General features: G+C 70.2%; 17 protein-coding genes and 4 tRNA genes. 9 read left to right on the forward strand and 12 right to left on the reverse strand.

Annotation, left to right across the window (positions count from 1 at the left end; all coding sequences use genetic code 11):
• The first annotated feature begins 19 nt into the window (after nt 1-19).
• Nucleotides 20-871 carry a pyridoxal kinase PdxY gene (gene pdxY / locus ACFV3I_RS10860; protein WP_206251212.1) on the forward strand — a complete coding sequence of 284 codons (852 nt, stop codon included), beginning with the start codon at nt 20-22 and terminating at the stop codon, nt 869-871.
• A gap of 3 nt (nt 872-874) precedes the next feature.
• On the opposite strand, the gene ACFV3I_RS10865 is transcribed toward pdxY, so the two are convergent.
• The 3 genes from ACFV3I_RS10865 to ACFV3I_RS10875 all read right to left on the reverse strand — a co-directional run bounded on the left by ACFV3I_RS10865 (nt 875) and on the right by ACFV3I_RS10875 (nt 3,823).
• Nucleotides 875-1,420: an HIT domain-containing protein gene (locus ACFV3I_RS10865; RefSeq protein ID WP_136033617.1), complete on the reverse strand. Its 546-nt coding sequence runs from the start codon at nt 1,418-1,420 to the stop codon at nt 875-877.
• Nucleotides 1,417-3,342: a threonine--tRNA ligase gene (thrS, locus tag ACFV3I_RS10870; protein WP_206253369.1), complete on the reverse strand. Its 1,926-nt coding sequence runs from the start codon at nt 3,340-3,342 to the stop codon at nt 1,417-1,419. Before thrS ends, ACFV3I_RS10865 begins: the two co-directional genes overlap by 4 nt.
• Before the next feature lie 121 nt (nt 3,343-3,463).
• Nucleotides 3,464-3,823, reverse strand: coding sequence for a YnfA family protein (locus tag ACFV3I_RS10875; RefSeq protein WP_136033613.1), 360 nt, complete (start codon nt 3,821-3,823; stop codon nt 3,464-3,466).
• 84 nt (nt 3,824-3,907) lie between these two features.
• On the opposite strand from ACFV3I_RS10875, the gene ACFV3I_RS10880 reads away from it, so the two are divergent.
• Together ACFV3I_RS10880 and ACFV3I_RS10885 are read left to right on the forward strand one after the other, a co-directional pair.
• On the forward strand, nt 3,908-4,285 hold the full coding sequence (locus tag ACFV3I_RS10880; RefSeq protein ID WP_378822788.1) for a hypothetical protein: 378 nt from the start codon (nt 3,908-3,910) through the stop codon (nt 4,283-4,285).
• Nucleotides 4,282-5,634, forward strand: coding sequence for a cryptochrome/photolyase family protein (locus ACFV3I_RS10885; RefSeq protein ID WP_378822789.1), 1,353 nt, complete (start codon nt 4,282-4,284; stop codon nt 5,632-5,634). Before ACFV3I_RS10880 ends, ACFV3I_RS10885 begins: the two co-directional genes overlap by 4 nt.
• A 117-nt stretch (nt 5,635-5,751) precedes the next feature.
• Here the strand turns inward: ACFV3I_RS10885 and ACFV3I_RS10890 are convergent, their stop codons facing one another.
• Together ACFV3I_RS10890 and ACFV3I_RS10895 are read right to left on the reverse strand one after the other, a co-directional pair.
• Entirely contained in the window at nt 5,752-6,504 is a 753-nt protein-coding gene (locus ACFV3I_RS10890) for an MBL fold metallo-hydrolase (RefSeq protein WP_378822791.1), read from the reverse strand.
• Nucleotides 6,501-7,001 (reverse strand): DUF6098 family protein, encoded by a 501-nt coding sequence (locus ACFV3I_RS10895; RefSeq protein ID WP_378822793.1) that lies wholly within the window; start codon nt 6,999-7,001, stop codon nt 6,501-6,503. The genes ACFV3I_RS10890 and ACFV3I_RS10895 overlap by 4 nt, the downstream gene beginning before the upstream one ends.
• Nucleotides 7,002-7,181: 180 nt before the next feature.
• On the opposite strand from ACFV3I_RS10895, the gene ACFV3I_RS10900 reads away from it, so the two are divergent.
• Together ACFV3I_RS10900 and ACFV3I_RS10905 are read left to right on the forward strand one after the other, a co-directional pair.
• Nucleotides 7,182-8,330, forward strand: coding sequence for a zinc-dependent alcohol dehydrogenase (locus ACFV3I_RS10900; RefSeq protein ID WP_378822795.1), 1,149 nt, complete (start codon nt 7,182-7,184; stop codon nt 8,328-8,330).
• Nucleotides 8,331-8,333: 3 nt separating this feature from the next.
• Nucleotides 8,334-8,900: a hypothetical protein gene (locus ACFV3I_RS10905; RefSeq protein WP_378822797.1), complete on the forward strand. Its 567-nt coding sequence runs from the start codon at nt 8,334-8,336 to the stop codon at nt 8,898-8,900.
• 57 nt (nt 8,901-8,957) lie between these two features.
• On the opposite strand, the gene ACFV3I_RS10910 is transcribed toward ACFV3I_RS10905, so the two are convergent.
• The 3 genes from ACFV3I_RS10910 to ACFV3I_RS10920 form a co-directional block, all read right to left on the reverse strand.
• Nucleotides 8,958-9,032, reverse strand: a tRNA-Val gene (locus ACFV3I_RS10910).
• 26 nt (nt 9,033-9,058) lie between these two features.
• A tRNA-Cys gene (locus ACFV3I_RS10915) sits at nt 9,059-9,129 on the reverse strand.
• Nucleotides 9,130-9,181: 52 nt separating this feature from the next.
• A tRNA-Gly gene (locus tag ACFV3I_RS10920) sits at nt 9,182-9,254 on the reverse strand.
• A 151-nt stretch (nt 9,255-9,405) separates the two neighbouring features.
• Between ACFV3I_RS10920 and ACFV3I_RS10925 the strand changes: the two genes are divergently transcribed.
• Nucleotides 9,406-9,481 (forward strand) — tRNA-Val (locus ACFV3I_RS10925).
• Between the two features lie 27 nt (nt 9,482-9,508).
• On the opposite strand, the gene ACFV3I_RS10930 is transcribed toward ACFV3I_RS10925, so the two are convergent.
• The gene (locus tag ACFV3I_RS10930; RefSeq protein WP_378822798.1) at nt 9,509-11,173 is read right to left on the reverse strand and encodes an alpha-amylase family protein; all 1,665 of its coding nucleotides are present in this window, start codon (nt 11,171-11,173) and stop codon (nt 9,509-9,511) included.
• Nucleotides 11,170-12,135 (reverse strand): TIGR03885 family FMN-dependent LLM class oxidoreductase, encoded by a 966-nt coding sequence (locus ACFV3I_RS10935; protein ID WP_247638817.1) that lies wholly within the window; start codon nt 12,133-12,135, stop codon nt 11,170-11,172. The genes ACFV3I_RS10930 and ACFV3I_RS10935 overlap by 4 nt, the downstream gene beginning before the upstream one ends.
• 141 nt (nt 12,136-12,276) lie before the next feature.
• Here ACFV3I_RS10935 and ACFV3I_RS10940 point away from each other — a divergent pair, with 141 nt between their 5' ends.
• The 3 genes from ACFV3I_RS10940 (at nt 12,277) to ACFV3I_RS10950 (ending at nt 13,565) form a co-directional block, all read left to right on the forward strand.
• Nucleotides 12,277-12,702 carry a GIY-YIG nuclease family protein gene (locus ACFV3I_RS10940; protein WP_136033078.1) on the forward strand — a complete coding sequence of 142 codons (426 nt, stop codon included), beginning with the start codon at nt 12,277-12,279 and terminating at the stop codon, nt 12,700-12,702.
• Between the two features lie 111 nt (nt 12,703-12,813).
• A complete protein-coding gene (locus tag ACFV3I_RS10945) occupies nt 12,814-12,990 on the forward strand; it encodes a hypothetical protein (protein WP_247638818.1) in 177 nt (58 codons plus the stop codon).
• A 17-nt stretch (nt 12,991-13,007) separates the two neighbouring features.
• The gene (locus tag ACFV3I_RS10950) at nt 13,008-13,565 is read left to right on the forward strand and encodes a dihydrofolate reductase family protein (protein ID WP_247638819.1); all 558 of its coding nucleotides are present in this window, start codon (nt 13,008-13,010) and stop codon (nt 13,563-13,565) included.
• A 74-nt stretch (nt 13,566-13,639) separates the two neighbouring features.
• Here ACFV3I_RS10950 and ACFV3I_RS10955 read toward each other — a convergent pair whose 3' ends face one another.
• Nucleotides 13,640-14,026: an SPW repeat protein gene (locus ACFV3I_RS10955; RefSeq protein WP_136045997.1), complete on the reverse strand. Its 387-nt coding sequence runs from the start codon at nt 14,024-14,026 to the stop codon at nt 13,640-13,642.
• A 94-nt stretch (nt 14,027-14,120) separates the two neighbouring features.
• Entirely contained in the window at nt 14,121-14,435 is a 315-nt protein-coding gene (locus ACFV3I_RS10960) for a type II toxin-antitoxin system PemK/MazF family toxin (protein WP_378822801.1), read from the reverse strand.
• Nucleotides 14,436-14,766 lie beyond the last annotated feature (331 nt).

The raw sequence follows: 14,766 nt of genomic DNA on the forward strand, positions 1-14,766 counted from the left end.
TGACCGAAAGCGCTCGTTCATGAAGATCCTCTCCATCCAGTCCGCCGTGGCGTACGGGCACGTGGGCAACTCCGCCGCGGTGTTCCCGCTGCAGCGCATCGGCGTCGAGGTGCTGCCCGTCTACACCGTGAACTTCTCCAACCACACCGGCTACGGCGCCTGGCGCGGACCGCTGATCGACCCCGCAGACGTGCGCGAGGTCATCACCGGCATCGAGGACCGCGGAGTGTTCGGGCAGATCGACGCCGTCCTGAGCGGCTACCAGGGAGGCGAGGGCATCGGTGACGTGATCATCGATGCGGTCGCGCGCGTCAAGGCCGCCAACCCCGACGCGGTCTACGCGTGCGACCCGGTCATGGGCAACGCGAAATCGGGCTGCTTCGTCGCCCCCGCGATCCCGATCCTTCTGCGCGAGCGCGTCGTCCCGGTGGCGGACATCATCACCCCCAACCAGTTCGAGCTCGGGTTCCTCACCGAGACCGAACCCGACACGCTCGAGTCCACGCTCGCCTCGGTCGACCTCGCCCGCGCCATGGGCCCCCGCACGGTGCTCGTGACGAGCGTCGAGCGGCCCGACCGCGAGGAGGGGACCATCGAGATGCTCGCGGTCGACGGCGACGGTGCCTGGCTCGTCCAGACGCCGCACCTCCCCATGAAGGCGAACGGCTCCGGTGACGTGACCGCCGCCCTGTTCACGGCGCACTACGTCGAGACCGGCAGCGCCAGGACCGCGCTCGAGCGCACCGCCTCCAGCGTGTACGACCTGCTGCAGGCGACGCTCGACTCGGGCGAGCGCGAGCTGCAGCTCATCGAGGCGCAGGAGTTCTACGCGCACCCGCGCATGCAGTTCACCGCACGGCAGGTGCGCTGACGGTCACTCCGGCCACGCGTGGGCGACGGCCTCCCGCACTTCGCCGAGGAGCTGCGGGAGCGCCTTCGTCTTCGCGATGATCGGGAAGAAGTTCGCGTCGGAGCGCCACCGCGGCACCACGTGCTGATGCAGATGCGCGTCCACGCCGGCTCCCGCCACCGCCCCCTGGTTCATGCCCAGGTTGAAGCCGTCGCATCCGGAGACCTCGCGCAGCACCCGCATGGCCGTCTGGGTGAGCGCGCCGATCTCGGCCACCTCTTCCGGACTCGCCTGGTCGTACGTCGCGATGTGACGGTACGGGCACACCAGCAGGTGCCCCGAGTTGTACGGGAACAGGTTCAGCAACACGTACGCGGTCGTGCCCCGTGCCACGATGAGCCGCTCGGCGTCGGGGTACTTCGGCGCCTCGCAGAACGGGCACTCCTCGCGCAGGGGCTCCGGTCCCGCCTGGATGTAGGCCATCCGGTGGGGGGTCCACAGCCGCTGGAACTCGTCGGGCACGCCGGCGAGGCGACCTGCATCCTCCAGCGACTGCTCCCCCTCGGTCATGCCAGGTCCCCGGCCGTCTGCACCAGGGCGTGGCTGTCGATGGCAGCGCGGATGCGGTCGACCGCCTGCGCGATCGGCACGCCGTTCTCCTGCGAGCCGTCGCGGTAGCGGAAGGAGACGGTGCCGGCGGCCCGGTCCTGCTCCCCGGCGATCAGCAGCAGCGGGACCTTGCCGGTCGTGTGCGTGCGGATCTTCTTCTGCATGCGGTCGTCGGAGGTGTCGAGCTCGGCACGCACACCGCGGGAGCGGAGCGTGTCGATCACCTCACCCAGATAGTCGGCGAAGTCGTCCGCGACCGGGATCCCCACGACCTGTACCGGCGAGAGCCACACCGGGAAGTCGCCCGCATAGTGCTCGAGGAGGATCGCGAAGAACCGCTCGATCGAGCCGAACAGCGCCCGGTGGATCATGATCGGACGCTTCTTCTGGCCGTCCTTGTCCATGAACTCGAGGTCGAAGCGCTCGGGCAGGTTGGGGTCGACCTGCACCGTGGACAGCTGCCACGTGCGGCCGATCGCATCGCGCGTCTTCAGGTCGATCTTCGGCCCGTAGAACGCCGCCTCGCCCGGCACCTCGGTGAGCTTGAGACCGGAGGCCACGGCCACGCGGCGCAGGGCGTCGGTGGACGACTCCCAGAACTCGTCCGAACCGATCCACTTCGACTTCTCGTCGTCCTTCATCGACAGCTCGAGCTCGAAGTCGGTGAGGCCGAAGTCGCGGAGCATCGAGAGGATGAACTCGAGGACCTTGCCGACCTCCTCCTCCAGCTGGTCGGGTGTGACGAACAGGTGCGAGTCGTCCTGCGTGAAGCCGCGCACCCGCGTGAGGCCGTGCAGGGCCCCGGAGAGTTCGTTGCGGTAGACCGTGCCGTTCTCCGCGAACCGCAGCGGGAGGTCGCGATAGCTGCGCGCGCGCTCCTTGTAGATGAGGATGTGCATCGGGCAGTTCATGGGCTTCAGGTAGTAGTCCTGGCCCTGCTTGGTGATCTCGCCGTTCTCGTCGCGCTCCTCGTCCATGACGATGGGCGGGAACATGCCGTCCTTGTAGGTGACGAGGTGGTTCGAGGTGAGGAAGAGGTCTTCCTTGGAGATGTGCGGCGTGTACACGTAGGTGTAGCCGCCCTCGATGTGCCGCTTGCGCGCGTGCTGCTCCATCTCGCCGCGCACCACGCCGCCGCGCGGATGCCAGACGCTCAGGCCCGACCCGATCTCCTCGGGGAAGGAGAACAGGTCGAGCTCCTTGCCGAGTCGCCGGTGGTCGCGCTTGGCGGCCTCCTCCAGCCGGTGCTGGTACGCGCGCAGCTCGTCCTTCGTGGGCCAGGCGGTGCCGTAGATGCGCTGCAGCTGCGGGTTCTTCTCGCTGCCGCGCCAGTACGCGGCGGCGATGCGCGTGAGGTCCCAGCCGTTGCCGATCATGCGCGTGTTGGGCAGATGCGGCCCGCGGCAGAGGTCCTTCCAGACGACCTCGCCGTCGCGGGTCGTGTTGTCGTAGATCGTGAGCTCGCCCTCGCCCACCTCGACCGACGCGCCCTCGGCCGCCTCCTTGCCGCCCTTGAGCCCGATCAGCTCGAGCTTGAACGGCTCGTCGGCGAGCTCCGCGCGCGCCTCGTCATCGGTCACGACACGACGCACGAAGCGCTGGCCCTCGCGGACGATGCGCTGCATCTCCTTCGTGATGGCCTTGATGTCCTCCGGCGTGAACGGGGTGTCGACGCCGAAGTCGTAGTAGAACCCGTCGGTGATGGGCGGGCCGATGCCGAGGTTCGCCTGCGGGTTGATGCGCTGCACGGCCTGCGCGAGCACGTGCGCGGCCGAGTGGCGCAGGATGTTCAGGCCGTCGGGGCTGTCGATCGTGACCGGCTCGACCTGCTCGGTGCCGGTCAGGGTCGTGGCGAGGTCCTTGAGCTCGCCGTTGACGCGCATCGCGACGACGTTTCGGTCAGAGAACAGGGCGAAGCCGTCGGTCGGCTGGGCGTTTTCAGGCACTGATCACTCCATCTGGGTCTGGATCTAGGCTACTCGTATGGCCGGGGGCCGCCGACCGTCAGGCCACCGGCTCGGCCGAGGAGGACGCGGCCGCCGGGGCGAGGATGATGATCGCCGCGCCCACGAGCGCGACCGCCGACCCGACCCAGTCCCAGACCGTGGGACGGAAACCGTCGACGATGATGCCCCAGGCGAGGGATCCGGCGATGAAGATCCCACCGTACGCGGCGAGCACCCTGCCGAAGTTCGCGTCGGGCTGGAGCGCCGCGACGAAGCCGTACGCCCCCAGCGCCATGACCCCCAGGACCGCGAAAAGCCAACCGCGGTCCTCCTTGACGGCCTGCCAGATGAGCCAGGCACCGCCGATCTCGGCGACGGCGGCGAGGACGAACAGCACGACGATGCGGAAGACGGTCACCACCTCAGTGTGTCAGGACACACGAGGACGGCTTCGCGAACGACGGGGCGCCGCAACCGTCGGACCGGACGGTAGCGTGGCCCCATGACCCGGACGATCGCCCGCTGGATCCTCGCTCTCGCCCTCGGCGCCGTCGGCGTGCTGCACTTCACGCAGACGCGCGGCTTCCGGGTGGTGGTGCCCGACTGGGCGACCGAGGCGACGCGGATGGACAAGGATGCCATCGTGATCGCGTCGGGCGCCGTCGAGGTCGCGCTCGCCGCGGGGCTGATCGCGCTGCCGCGGGAGCGCCGCCGGATCGGCTGGGCGACGGCGGGGTTCTTCGCCGCGGTCTTCCCCGGCAACTGGCATCAGTGGCGCACCGGCCGCTCCACTCCGGGGCTCGACACGGACGCGCGTCGGTTCGGCCGTCTCTTCCTGCAACCGGCCCTGATCGCCTGGGCTCTGTGGACGACGCGATGACCTCCCCCTCGATCATCTGGTTCCGCGACGACCTCCGCCTCGCCGACCATCCGGCGCTGCGTGCCGCGATGGATCGGGACGCGCCCGTGATCGCGCTGTTCGTGCTCGACGAGGAGTCGCCGGGGATCCGCCCGCTCGGAGGTGCCGCGAAGTGGTGGCTGCATCACTCGCTGGCCTCCCTCGACGAGCGGCTGCGCGAGAAGGGCGCCCGGCTCGTGCTGCGGCGCGGCCCGGCCGAGCGCGTGGTGCGCGAGGTCGTCACGGAGAGCGGGGCGGGCGCCGTCTACTGGAACCGTCGATACGGGCGACCGGAGCGGGAGATCGACGCGGCGCTGAAGAGCTCGCTGCGCGATCAGGGCCTGACGGTGGAGTCGTTCGCGGGCTCCCTGCTGCACGAGCCGTGGACCGTCACCACGGGCAGCGGCACGCACTACTCCGTCTTCACCCCGTTCTGGCGCGCCTGCCGCGCACTGCCCGCGCCCCGTGCTCCCCTGCCGGAGCCGCGCGAACTCGACGGAGTGGCGCGACCGCCGCGCTCCGATGCCCCGGGCGACTGGGAACTGCTGCCCACGACACCGGATTGGGCGGGCGGGCTCCGCGACACCTGGGAGCCGGGCGAGCCGGCAGCACGACGGCGGCTGCGACACTTCCTCGACCACGATCTCCCGGCGTACGACGCGGCCAGAGACGCGCCGGCCGCCGGTGCGACCTCCCTGCTCTCCCCCCGGCTGCGCTGGGGCGAGCTGAGCCCGTTCACCGTGTGGGCCGAGGCGACCCGGGTCGAGGGCTCGGCACGGTTCCTGTCCGAGCTCGGCTGGCGCGAGTTCGCCTGGCACACGCTCTACCACTTCCCCGATCTGGCCACGAAGAACCTCCGGCCCGAGTTCGATGCGTTCCCCTGGCCGGGACTCGACCCGCGGCAGCTGGATGCCTGGCAGCACGGCGAGACCGGGATCCCCCTCGTCGACGCGGGGATGCGCGAGCTGTGGCACACCGGGTACATGCACAACCGGGTGCGGATGGTGACCGCGTCCTTCCTCATCAAGAACCTGCTAATCGACTGGCGGCTCGGCGAGGAGTGGTTCTGGGACACGCTGGTCGATGCAGACGGCGCCAACAACGCGTTCAACTGGCAGTGGGTCGCGGGGTCCGGGGCGGACGCGGCCCCGTACTTCCGTGTGTTCAACCCGGAGCTGCAGGCGAAGAAGTTCGACGGGGACGGAGAGTACGTCGCGCGGTGGGCCCCCGATGCCCCGACCGCGCCGATCGTCGACCTGGCCGAGACCCGCAAGGCCGCACTCGCGGCGTACGACGAGGTCAAGCGCGCCGCGGGCTCCGCGCGGCGCTGACCACCGACACCGGCGGGTAGACCGCGCGCGAGCCGGTAGCCGCCCACCGCGTTCACCCCCGCACGGCTGCGGGGAGGGCGCCGACCTCCGGCGAGGCTGCGAGGTCGAGGCCGGCGGTCAGTGTGGCCCGCGGCGACGAGCCGCAGCCGCCGCGGATCCGACTCCGTCGAGCACCGGCGCTCCGTGGCCGGTCAGCACCACCCTGGCTCCGGTCGCCGCCAGCGTCTCGAGGGAGTCGATGGCTGCCTCAGGATCGGCGGTGGCCGCGTTCGCGACGATCTGCGGGCCCTCCTCCCCCGTGTAGGGATCGAGGGTCACCAGGGCGTCGCCGGCGATCAGCACGCCCTGCGACTCGAACAGGTAGGCGCAGTGCCCGTCGGTGTGACCCGGCGTCCACAGCGCGACCGGAGCACCGGGCACGTCGACAGGGTGCCCATGCGTCACCCGCGGCTGCGCGTCGACGCCGCGCACGGTCAGCGCGCCGGCGGCCGCCATGCGAGTGATCACGGGGATGCCCCGGGGGTGCCCGAGCACGTAGAGGAGACGCGGTGTCGCGGGGCGATAGCGGTACGGGTGCCGGGCGAGTGCCGCATCGCCCGGGTGCACCACCACGGTCACGCCGTCGTCCTGCAGCGCCCGAGCAGTGCCGACGTGGTCGAAGTGGCCGTGGGTGAGCACGACCGCGTCGATGTCGCTCCGCCGGGCCCCGAGATGCCCGAGCAGTTCCGGCAGCACCTTCCCGGTGCGCGGCAATCCGGCATCGAAGAGCGTGATGCCGTCGGCGGACTGCATCAGATAGCAGTTCACGTCGGCCACGGATAGGCGGAAGAACCCGGGCGCGACCTCTGACCAGCCGCTCCGCTCGCTCATGAATCGCCTCCCGCGTCGTCCGCGGGGCCGCGCCCCGCGTCGAAGTTCCGCTCGTACCGATCCCGCGCCTCGACGAGCACGGACGCGTCAAGGACCGCGATCGGCTGGACGTCGCGCAGCAGCGGTTCGCAATCCGGACCGCGCCCGCAGATCTCCCCGCGCAGGATCCAGGCGATGCGTGTCGGGTCTTTCTCCGCGAGGTGCTGATACTGACACAGCTGCCGCGCGAGCCAGTCCTCCAGCGGCCTGGTCCACCAGCGCTCTGCGTCGAGAGGATTCACGGACAGGCCCGGGAGCTCCAGTCCGCTCTCCGAGTCGAGGCTGGAACGGCGCTGGTCGTCCTCCGGCCCGCCGGAGTACCGTACGTGCAGGCCGCGGTAGGCGCGCACCACCGCGGCGAGTTGGGCGAGACGGGTGATGCGGCGAAGGCCGGTGGCGGGGTCACGCTCGGCCTCGATCGCGGGAGTGCACGTCTGCGCCGACGTCGTTTCGGACATGGCCCGACGGTACGGAGGAGGCGCCGGCGGAGCACGGGGATTGACAACACTCGGAGAAGGGCTGCCGTGCCCGGGCGCGTGAAGCTACTCCGGCTGGCTCTCGCCGTCAACGGGCTCTCGTTGCGCACCCGGCGGTCTTACCTTCGGGCCACCGCACCGAGCACTGCTGAGGAGAGAACAATGCGCGCCATGACGTACCGCGGACCGTACAAGGTCCAGGTCGCTGAGAAACCGGAACCGCGGATCGAGCACCCGAACGACGCGATCGTGCGTGTCACGCACGCCGCGATCTGCGGGTCGGATCTGCACCTGTACCACGGCATGATGCCGGACACCCGCATCGGGCACACGTTCGGCCACGAGATCGTGGGCGTCGTGCACGAGGTCGGATCCTCAGTGCAGAGCCTCTCGGTCGGAGACCGGGTGATGGTGCCGTTCAACATCGCGTGCGGCTCCTGCTACTTCTGCACCCGCGGCCTCTTCTCGAACTGCCACAACGTGAACCCCAATGCCACGGCCGTGGGCGGCATCTACGGCTACTCCCACACGACGGGTGGCTATGACGGCGGGCAGGCGGAGTTCGTGCGCGTGCCCTTCGCCGATGTGGGACCCTCCGTCGTGCCGGACTGGCTCTCGTCGGAGGATGCGCTACTGCTCACCGACGCGTTCTCCACCGGGTACTTCGGCGCGCAGCTCGGCGACATCGCGGAGGGCGACACCGTCGCGGTCTTCGGTGCCGGACCCGTGGGTCTGGCCGCCGCCCGCTCGGCCTGGTTCCTCGGCGCAGGCCGGGTGATCGTCCTCGACCACCTGGATTACCGGCTCGACAAGGCCAGGGACTTCGCGTTCGCCGAGGCGATGCACATCGGCGAGGTCGGCGACCCCGTGCTCGCCATGAAGAAGGCGACCGGATACCTGGGCGCCGACGTGGCGATCGACGCCGTGGGCGCGGAGGCCGACGGCAACCTCCTCCAGCACGTGACGGCGGCCAAGCTCAAGCTGCAGGGCGGGTCCCCCGTGGCCGTGAACTGGGCGATCGACTCCGTGCGCAAAGGCGGGACCGTATCGATGATCGGCGCGTACGGCCCACTGGTATCCGCCGTGCGCCTCGGCGACGCGATGAACAAGGGCCTCACGATCCGCGGCAACCAGGCACCCGTCCTGCGGCAGTGGCCGCGGTTGCTCGAGCACATCCAGGCGGGCCACGTGCGGCCGAGCGAGCTCCTGACGCACCGCTTCCCGCTCGAGCACATCGCCGAGGCCTACCACGTGTTCTCCAGCAAGCTGGACGACTGCATCAAACCCGTCATCACGATCGGAGAGGACTGAGCCATGCCGTACGAAGCGCACAAGCCGACGCTGGCACCGACAGCGGACGAGCTCCGCGACCGCATCCCGGGCTGGGGCACCGACCTTCCCCCCGAGCACCGCCGCACGTGGCAGCAGCTCGAGGACTACGGCGACACGGGTGCGCACTGGACGCGCCCGGATCCGCAGCCCGGCAGGGAGGGACGGGAACACTCCATCGAGCACGCGATGGTGCCTCCGGTGTTCGGTACGGCGCAACCGCTGCACGGCATCTCCGGAAGTGTGCGTCGCTTCGCCTACGACCACTTCAGCGAGACGAAGAGCACGCGCTGGCTGCTGCTCGTGATCGGCGACCGCATCGAGGCCGTCGGGGCGCACGTGCGATCCCTGGCAACGCCGCGGCCCGACAACCCGATCACGCAGACCGGGATCCTCGCAGAGCCGCGACACCGTCCGCTCACCTCGCGGTTCGGACGCGGGCGGGTCGATGTCCGGCACACCTGGCTCGACCCGATCATCGTGGCAGGGCCCTGGGTGGTCGCCGTCGTCATGACGGTGTCACTCGTGCGCAAGGTGTTCCGCCGCGCCTGACGGTCGCGACTGTCCTCTCGACGCGAAAAACCCCCGGGGATCCCGGGGGTTTTTTGGTGGTGCGCGATACTGGGATCGAACCAGTGACCTCTTCCGTGTCAGGGAAGCGCGCTACCGCTGCGCCAATCGCGCCCGTTGGGGCTATTCAGTTTCAGGTGAGGTGGCGACGGGATTCGAACCCGTGTAAACGGCTTTGCAGGCCGGTGCCTAGCCGCTCGGCCACGCCACCGTGTGGATTGACCCCACGTGCTGCCGATCTTCGAAAAGACCTACTGCACTCGAGCGGATGACGAGACTCGAACTCGCGACCCCAACCTTGGCAAGGTTGTGCGCTACCAACTGCGCTACATCCGCATTTCGTTCCCGGTTGTCCCGGGCACTCATGAAACATTAGCCGATGAATCCCCGCCTGCCAAACCCGGACCGAATCTCGCGCGTGTCTCGCGGAGTGGTCATCGGAGGCTCCGAGCGTCCGGTAGTATCGGTTGACGTACCCCGCGGGTATGGGCGATTGGCGCAGTTGGTAGCGCGCTTCCTTCACACGGAAGAGGTCATCGGTTCGAGTCCGGTATCGCCCACCACATTCTCCTTCGCAGGCTGACCACCCCTCAGAGGATCCGTCCGTCTCCCGGTCGCGATACGCGCAGCCAGCGGTAGCCGTAAGCCGGCACCTCGAGCTCCACGGCTCCATCGTCGTCGAGCGTGATGCGCTGCGCCTCCAACAGGTCGACGAGCGCCGTCCCCGCGGGCTCATCCGTGAGGCGGAACCGGGTCGTGGCTGGACGCTCGGCGAAGTTGTGCACCGCGATGATCCTCCCGACGTCGGCCCGCAGCGAGTGCACCAGGAGCGCATCCACCGGCTGCTCGACCACCGCGAACTCGCCCCAGCCCAGCTCCGGTGACACCCGGTACCGCGAGGTGAGCTCGCGGAGGAAGTGCAGCAGCGAACCGCGGTCCTCCAGCTGCGCGGCGACGTTCACGTGCTCGGGCGCGTAGCCGTCTGCGGGTGGCTTCGACACCAGTCGGGACGGGGCGGCGTCCGAGAACCCGCCGTTCCGGTCCGCCGACCACTGCATGGGGGTGCGCACGGACTCCCGCCCGGCGATGTCGATGTTCTCCCCCATCCCGATCTCCTCCCCGTAGAACAGCACGGTGGTCCCGGGGAGCGTGAACAGCAGGCTGTACGCCATGCGGATCCGGCGGGGATCGCCCTCGAGCATCGGGGGCAGACGGCGGGTGATGCCGCGTCCGAACACCCGCTGCCGCTCGTCCGGGGCGAATGCCTCGAACACCTCCTGGCGCTCGGCGTCGCTGAGCTTGTCGAGCGTGAGCTCGTCGTGGTTGCGCAGGAAGTTCGCCCACTGCACCTCAGGACCCAGCGCCGGCCGCGAGGAGAGCGCTTCGATGAGCGGCGCCGGATCGCGCCGCGCCAACGACAGGTACAGCGCCTGCATCGCCACGAAGTCGAACTGCATCGTGAGCTCGTCGCCGTCCGTGCCGCCGAAGTACTCGACCTGCTGGTCATACGGCAGGTTCACCTCGCCGAGCAGGATCGCCTCGCTCGAGCGTCGCTGGAGGAAGCGGCGCATATCCCGCAGGAGTTCGTGCGGGTCGGGGATGTCGGCTCCGACTGGGATCTCCAGGAAGAAGGGCACCGCGTCGACCCGGAACCCGGAGATGCCGAGCTGCAACCAGAAGCCGATCACCTTCGCGATCTCGTCGCGCACGCGGGGATTGGCCACGTTCAGATCCGGCTGATGCTCGTAGAAGCTGTGCTGGTACCACTGCCCCGACTTCTCGTCCTTCGTCCAGATCCCGTCGGCCTGTCCGGGGAACACCGCGTTCTTCTGGCCCTTCGGCGGTGCGTCGTCTCGCCACACGTAGTAGTCGCGGTACGGCGAGTCCACACTGCGGATCGCGGCGCGGAACCACGGATGCCGATCGGAGGTGTGGTTGATGACCAGGTCGACGATCACGCGCATGCCGCGGTCGCGCGCCGTGCGGATCACCTCCACGAGATCGCCGTGCGAGCCCAGGCGCGGATCGACGCCGTAGAAGTCGCTCACGTCGTAGCCGTCATCGCGGTCGGGGGTGGGATAGAACGGCATGAGCCACAGGCACGTCATCCCCAACTGCGCGAGGTAGTCGATGCGCTGCGCGAGGCCCCGGAGGTCGCCCACCCCGTCGCCGCTCGTGTCCAGGAACGTCTCCACGTCGAGGCAGTAGACGACGGCGGTCTTCCACCAGAGGTCGCTCGTGTCGGTGATCTTCACAGCAGCTCCTTCATCCGGGGCAGCACCGCATCGGCCGCGGCGGCCAGAAAGCCGGACTGCTCCTGTCCGACGTGGTGGAGGTACACGCGGTCGAAGCCGATCCCGGCGAGTGCGGCGACCCGCTCCGCGAGCGCCACGGGATCGTGCTCGACCAGTACCGCCGACCGCAGCGCCTTCTCGTCGACCGCGCCCACCGCGGCGTCGAAGTCCTCCGGCTGCTCGATGTTCCACGCGAGTGGCGGCGTCAGCACGCCCTGTCGCCACTGCGTGCGGGCGAGGTCGAGAGCCTCGGCGTCGGTATCGGCCCAGCTGACGTGCACCTGCAGGACGCACGGCCCCTCTCCGCCCGCCGACCGGTACGCGTCCACCACGCGGGCGAGCGCCGCGGGCTCCTGCGCCACAGTCGCCAGGCCCTGAGCCCACGATGCCGCCCATCGCGCCGTCTCCGCGCTCACCGCGGTTGCGAGCAGGGGCGGCGGCTGCGTGGGACGGCTCCACACCCGCGCCCGATGCACGCGCACGAGCCCGTCGTGCGTGACCTCCTCGCCGTCCAGCAGCAGGCGGATCACGTCGACGCTCTCCCGCAGCCGGCGGTTGCGGACCTCCTTGCTCGGCCACGGGTCGCCCGTGACGTGCTCGTTCATCGCCTCCCCGCTGCCCAGCGCCGCCCAGAACCGCCAGGGGAACATCTCCTCCAGCGTCGCGAACGCCTGCGCCATCACCACCGGGTGATACCGCTGTCCCGGCGCGTTCACCATCCCGATCGAGAAGCTCGTGCGTGCCAGCGCCGCCGCGATCCAGCTCAGCGCGAATCCCGACTCGCCCTGCTCCGGCAGCCACGGCGCGAGATGGTCGGAGCACATCGCGCCGTCGAACCCTGCGGCTTCCGCGGCGACGACGGCGTCGAGAAGCGCGCTCGGGGGGATCTGCTCGTGTGACGCGTGGAATCCGATGAAGGCCATATCGCGAGTGTGGCAACTCCGACCGCGCCGGGCGCCGTGCTTGACATGAACGCTCGGTGATGGCAGGAGCGTCCGTTCTCGGGCGGTGCGCCCGAGGGCGACCGTGGACCGCGTGTCGGCCACCCTCCGTAGGATGCCGCTGTGCCCACCCCCGGTCCCCTCCCCTCCCCCTGCGGCCTCTGCGGTCACCCCACGGGAGTCCGCATCGACGGGGCCCTGCATTGCGCGGCCTGCGGATGGCGCTACGGTGATGCGCCTGACCCCGACCTCCCGTTCCCCCGCATCGACGTCGTCTACTACCTCCGCTTCGACGAGCGGGTCAAGATCGGCACCAGCCGCCGGCCACGGCAGCGCCTGGCGAGCATCCGGCACCACGAGCTGTTGGCCTTCGAGCAGGGCGGGCGTGCCCTCGAGCAGCAGCGCCACCGCGAGTTCGCCGCGGAACGCGAGGGCGGAGAGTGGTTCACGCTCACCCCTCGCGTGCGCGCACACATCGCCGGGCTGCGCGACGCGGGCGAGCCGTGGCTGCTCTACGCACGCTGGCTGAGCACGGCACTCCGCGCCTGATCCCGTACCACCGCCTCGGCTCCCGCACCAGGGCCTGGTCGCCGGGCGGCGATCGCGAGAGCATGCCGACAGCGGGACGCGACCGGCGACCCGTGCACGAGAGGAGCCGACATGACCGGACGAGAGAACACCCCCGCCGACGACCTGAGCGCTCAGGACCCCCTCGCGGGCGACGGCAGCGGCGACCCGAACACCGACCGGGAGTTCCTGCAGGATCTGCCGCCCGCGCAGGTCGACACCGAGCAGGTCGCCGAGCACGTCGCGGACGACGACGACGAAGACGCCTGACCGGAGACGGAGGAGCCATGGGGACGCTGCGCTACTCGATCAACGTGACGCTCGACGGCTCGTGCCACCACGAGGCCGGCCTCCCGCCCGACGAGGAGTCGATGCGCTACTGGACCGCGCAGGTGCGCGAGGCGGACGCCATGCTGTTCGGCCGGGTGACGTACGAACTCATGGAGTCCGCGTGGCGCCGCCCCGCCTCCGGCACGTGGCCGGAGTGGATGCGGCCGTGGGAGGTGCCGTTCGCCAGGGCCATCGACCGGGCGCGCAAGTACGTGGTGTCGAGCGGCCTCGACGCCGTCGACTGGAACGCCGAACTCCTCCGCGGTGACCTCGCCGAACAGGTCGCACGGCTCAAGACGGAGCACGCCCGACTGTCGGTCGGCGGCGTGACCCTCCCCGTGACCCTGGCTCAGCACGGACTCATCGACGAGTACGAGTTCGTGGTGCACCCGGTCGTCGCCGGACACGGACCGCCGCTGCTCGGCGGGCTCACGGAGCAGTTGCGCCTCGAGCTCGTGGAGCGCCGGGAGCTGCGCTCGGGCGCCGTCGTCACCCGGTACCGGCCTGCGAGCTGAACGGCGTCCCGCGCGCACGGAGACGGCGGGCGGCCGCTGTCTGGCTGACCACCCGCCGCCGTTCCGCGGGGATGTCACGCGGTCGCCGCGCGCCCCCGGACGGTCTGCGGCTGCGGCTGCGAGAACAGCACGACCACGATCACGGCCGCGCCCACGACCACGTGCGGAAGCCAGACGTTCAGGGGCTGGTCGGCGAAACCGAACAGCCACGGCGAGAGCGCCAGGAACAGGCTCGCGACGATGTCGAACACCAAGTGCACGGGCATCGGGATGAGCCCGAACGGACCCCATTCGTACTTCGTGAACAGGCTGTAGACGATGAGCCCGACGCCGAGGACGATCGGGATGACGACGGCGGCACCGCCGACACTCGCGAAGCCGAACAGCCAGGGCGCGGCGATCAGGGCGATCCCGACGACGTAGTCGAGGATTCCGTGGACCTTGGTGGGGATGAAACGCATGATTCCTCCTTGTGTGGCGCCGCTGTGCGCGACTCACCAAGGGTTCGCAGCCATCGCCCGATCGGATTGGATGTCGCGGATCGGTGCGCGCGCGTCAGGCCCGCGCCCACCCGTAGCGGGCGGCCAGGGCCGAGGCGACCCTGGCGTAGCGCTGGCGGTCGAGCGCAGCCGCCTCCCTCCGCAACCCGCGCTCGTGCACGCTGTACAACTGCTCGATGTCCACCCACGACTCGCGACCCTGGGCGTCCCAGGCGCCGGAGCCGATCGAGAGGTAGTCGCGGTCGCCGTCATGCGGACGGCTGGTCATCCGCACGGCGTACACACGGTCGTCGGACTGCCGCCCGATCACGAGCACCGGCCGGTCCTTCCCCCGCCCGTCCCCCTCCTCGTACGGCACCCACGTCCACACGACCTCGCCGGCGTCGGGGGCCCCGTCCCGTGCTGGGGCGTAGGCGACGCGGAGCGCGCGGATCCGCGCGGGGTCGATCCTGATCGTCTCGGTCCCGGCGGTCCGCCCGGCATCGAGCGTGTCCGCCTGTCGCGGTGAGCCATGGCGGGCGGCCTGCTCCTCAGGTGTGCGCAGACGCGCGGTCGGGGGGGGTGGGGAGGAGGAGGGGGGGGGGGTGGGGGCGGGGGCAGGGGGGGCGGCGGATGTTTGGGGGGGGGGGGGGGGGGGGGCTTTTTTTTCCCCCCCCCCGCTCCCGTCTCGGCGGTCTCGACCCGCGCGGCTAGTGCAGGTC

The sequence above is a fragment of the Microbacterium sp. NPDC059771 genome, from assembly GCF_042732495.1.
Lineage (GTDB): Bacteria > Actinomycetota > Actinomycetes > Actinomycetales > Microbacteriaceae > Microbacterium > Microbacterium sufflavum.

Bases quoted from the DNA above. Each gene is read 5' to 3' on its own strand.
- ACFV3I_RS10885 (WP_378822789.1), top strand. From the start codon at position 4,282: ATGACCTCCCCCTCGATCATCTGGTTCCGCGACGACCTCCGCCTCGCC.
- ACFV3I_RS10865 (WP_136033617.1), bottom strand. From the start codon at position 1,420: ATGACCGAGGGGGAGCAGTCGCTGGAGGATGCAGGTCGCCTCGCCGGC.
- ACFV3I_RS10905 (WP_378822797.1), top strand. From the start codon at position 8,334: ATGCCGTACGAAGCGCACAAGCCGACGCTGGCACCGACAGCGGACGAG.
- pdxY (WP_206251212.1), top strand. From the start codon at position 20: ATGAAGATCCTCTCCATCCAGTCCGCCGTGGCGTACGGGCACGTGGGC.
- ACFV3I_RS10895 (WP_378822793.1), bottom strand. From the start codon at position 7,001: ATGTCCGAAACGACGTCGGCGCAGACGTGCACTCCCGCGATCGAGGCC.
- ACFV3I_RS10955 (WP_136045997.1), bottom strand. From the start codon at position 14,026: ATGCGTTTCATCCCCACCAAGGTCCACGGAATCCTCGACTACGTCGTC.
- ACFV3I_RS10880 (WP_378822788.1), top strand. From the start codon at position 3,908: ATGACCCGGACGATCGCCCGCTGGATCCTCGCTCTCGCCCTCGGCGCC.
- ACFV3I_RS10935 (WP_247638817.1), bottom strand. From the start codon at position 12,135: ATGGCCTTCATCGGATTCCACGCGTCACACGAGCAGATCCCCCCGAGC.
- ACFV3I_RS10950 (WP_247638819.1), top strand. From the start codon at position 13,008: ATGGGGACGCTGCGCTACTCGATCAACGTGACGCTCGACGGCTCGTGC.
- ACFV3I_RS10900 (WP_378822795.1), top strand. From the start codon at position 7,182: ATGCGCGCCATGACGTACCGCGGACCGTACAAGGTCCAGGTCGCTGAG.
- thrS (WP_206253369.1), bottom strand. From the start codon at position 3,342: ATGCGCGTCAACGGCGAGCTCAAGGACCTCGCCACGACCCTGACCGGC.
- ACFV3I_RS10945 (WP_247638818.1), top strand. From the start codon at position 12,814: ATGACCGGACGAGAGAACACCCCCGCCGACGACCTGAGCGCTCAGGAC.
- ACFV3I_RS10890 (WP_378822791.1), bottom strand. From the start codon at position 6,504: ATGAGCGAGCGGAGCGGCTGGTCAGAGGTCGCGCCCGGGTTCTTCCGC.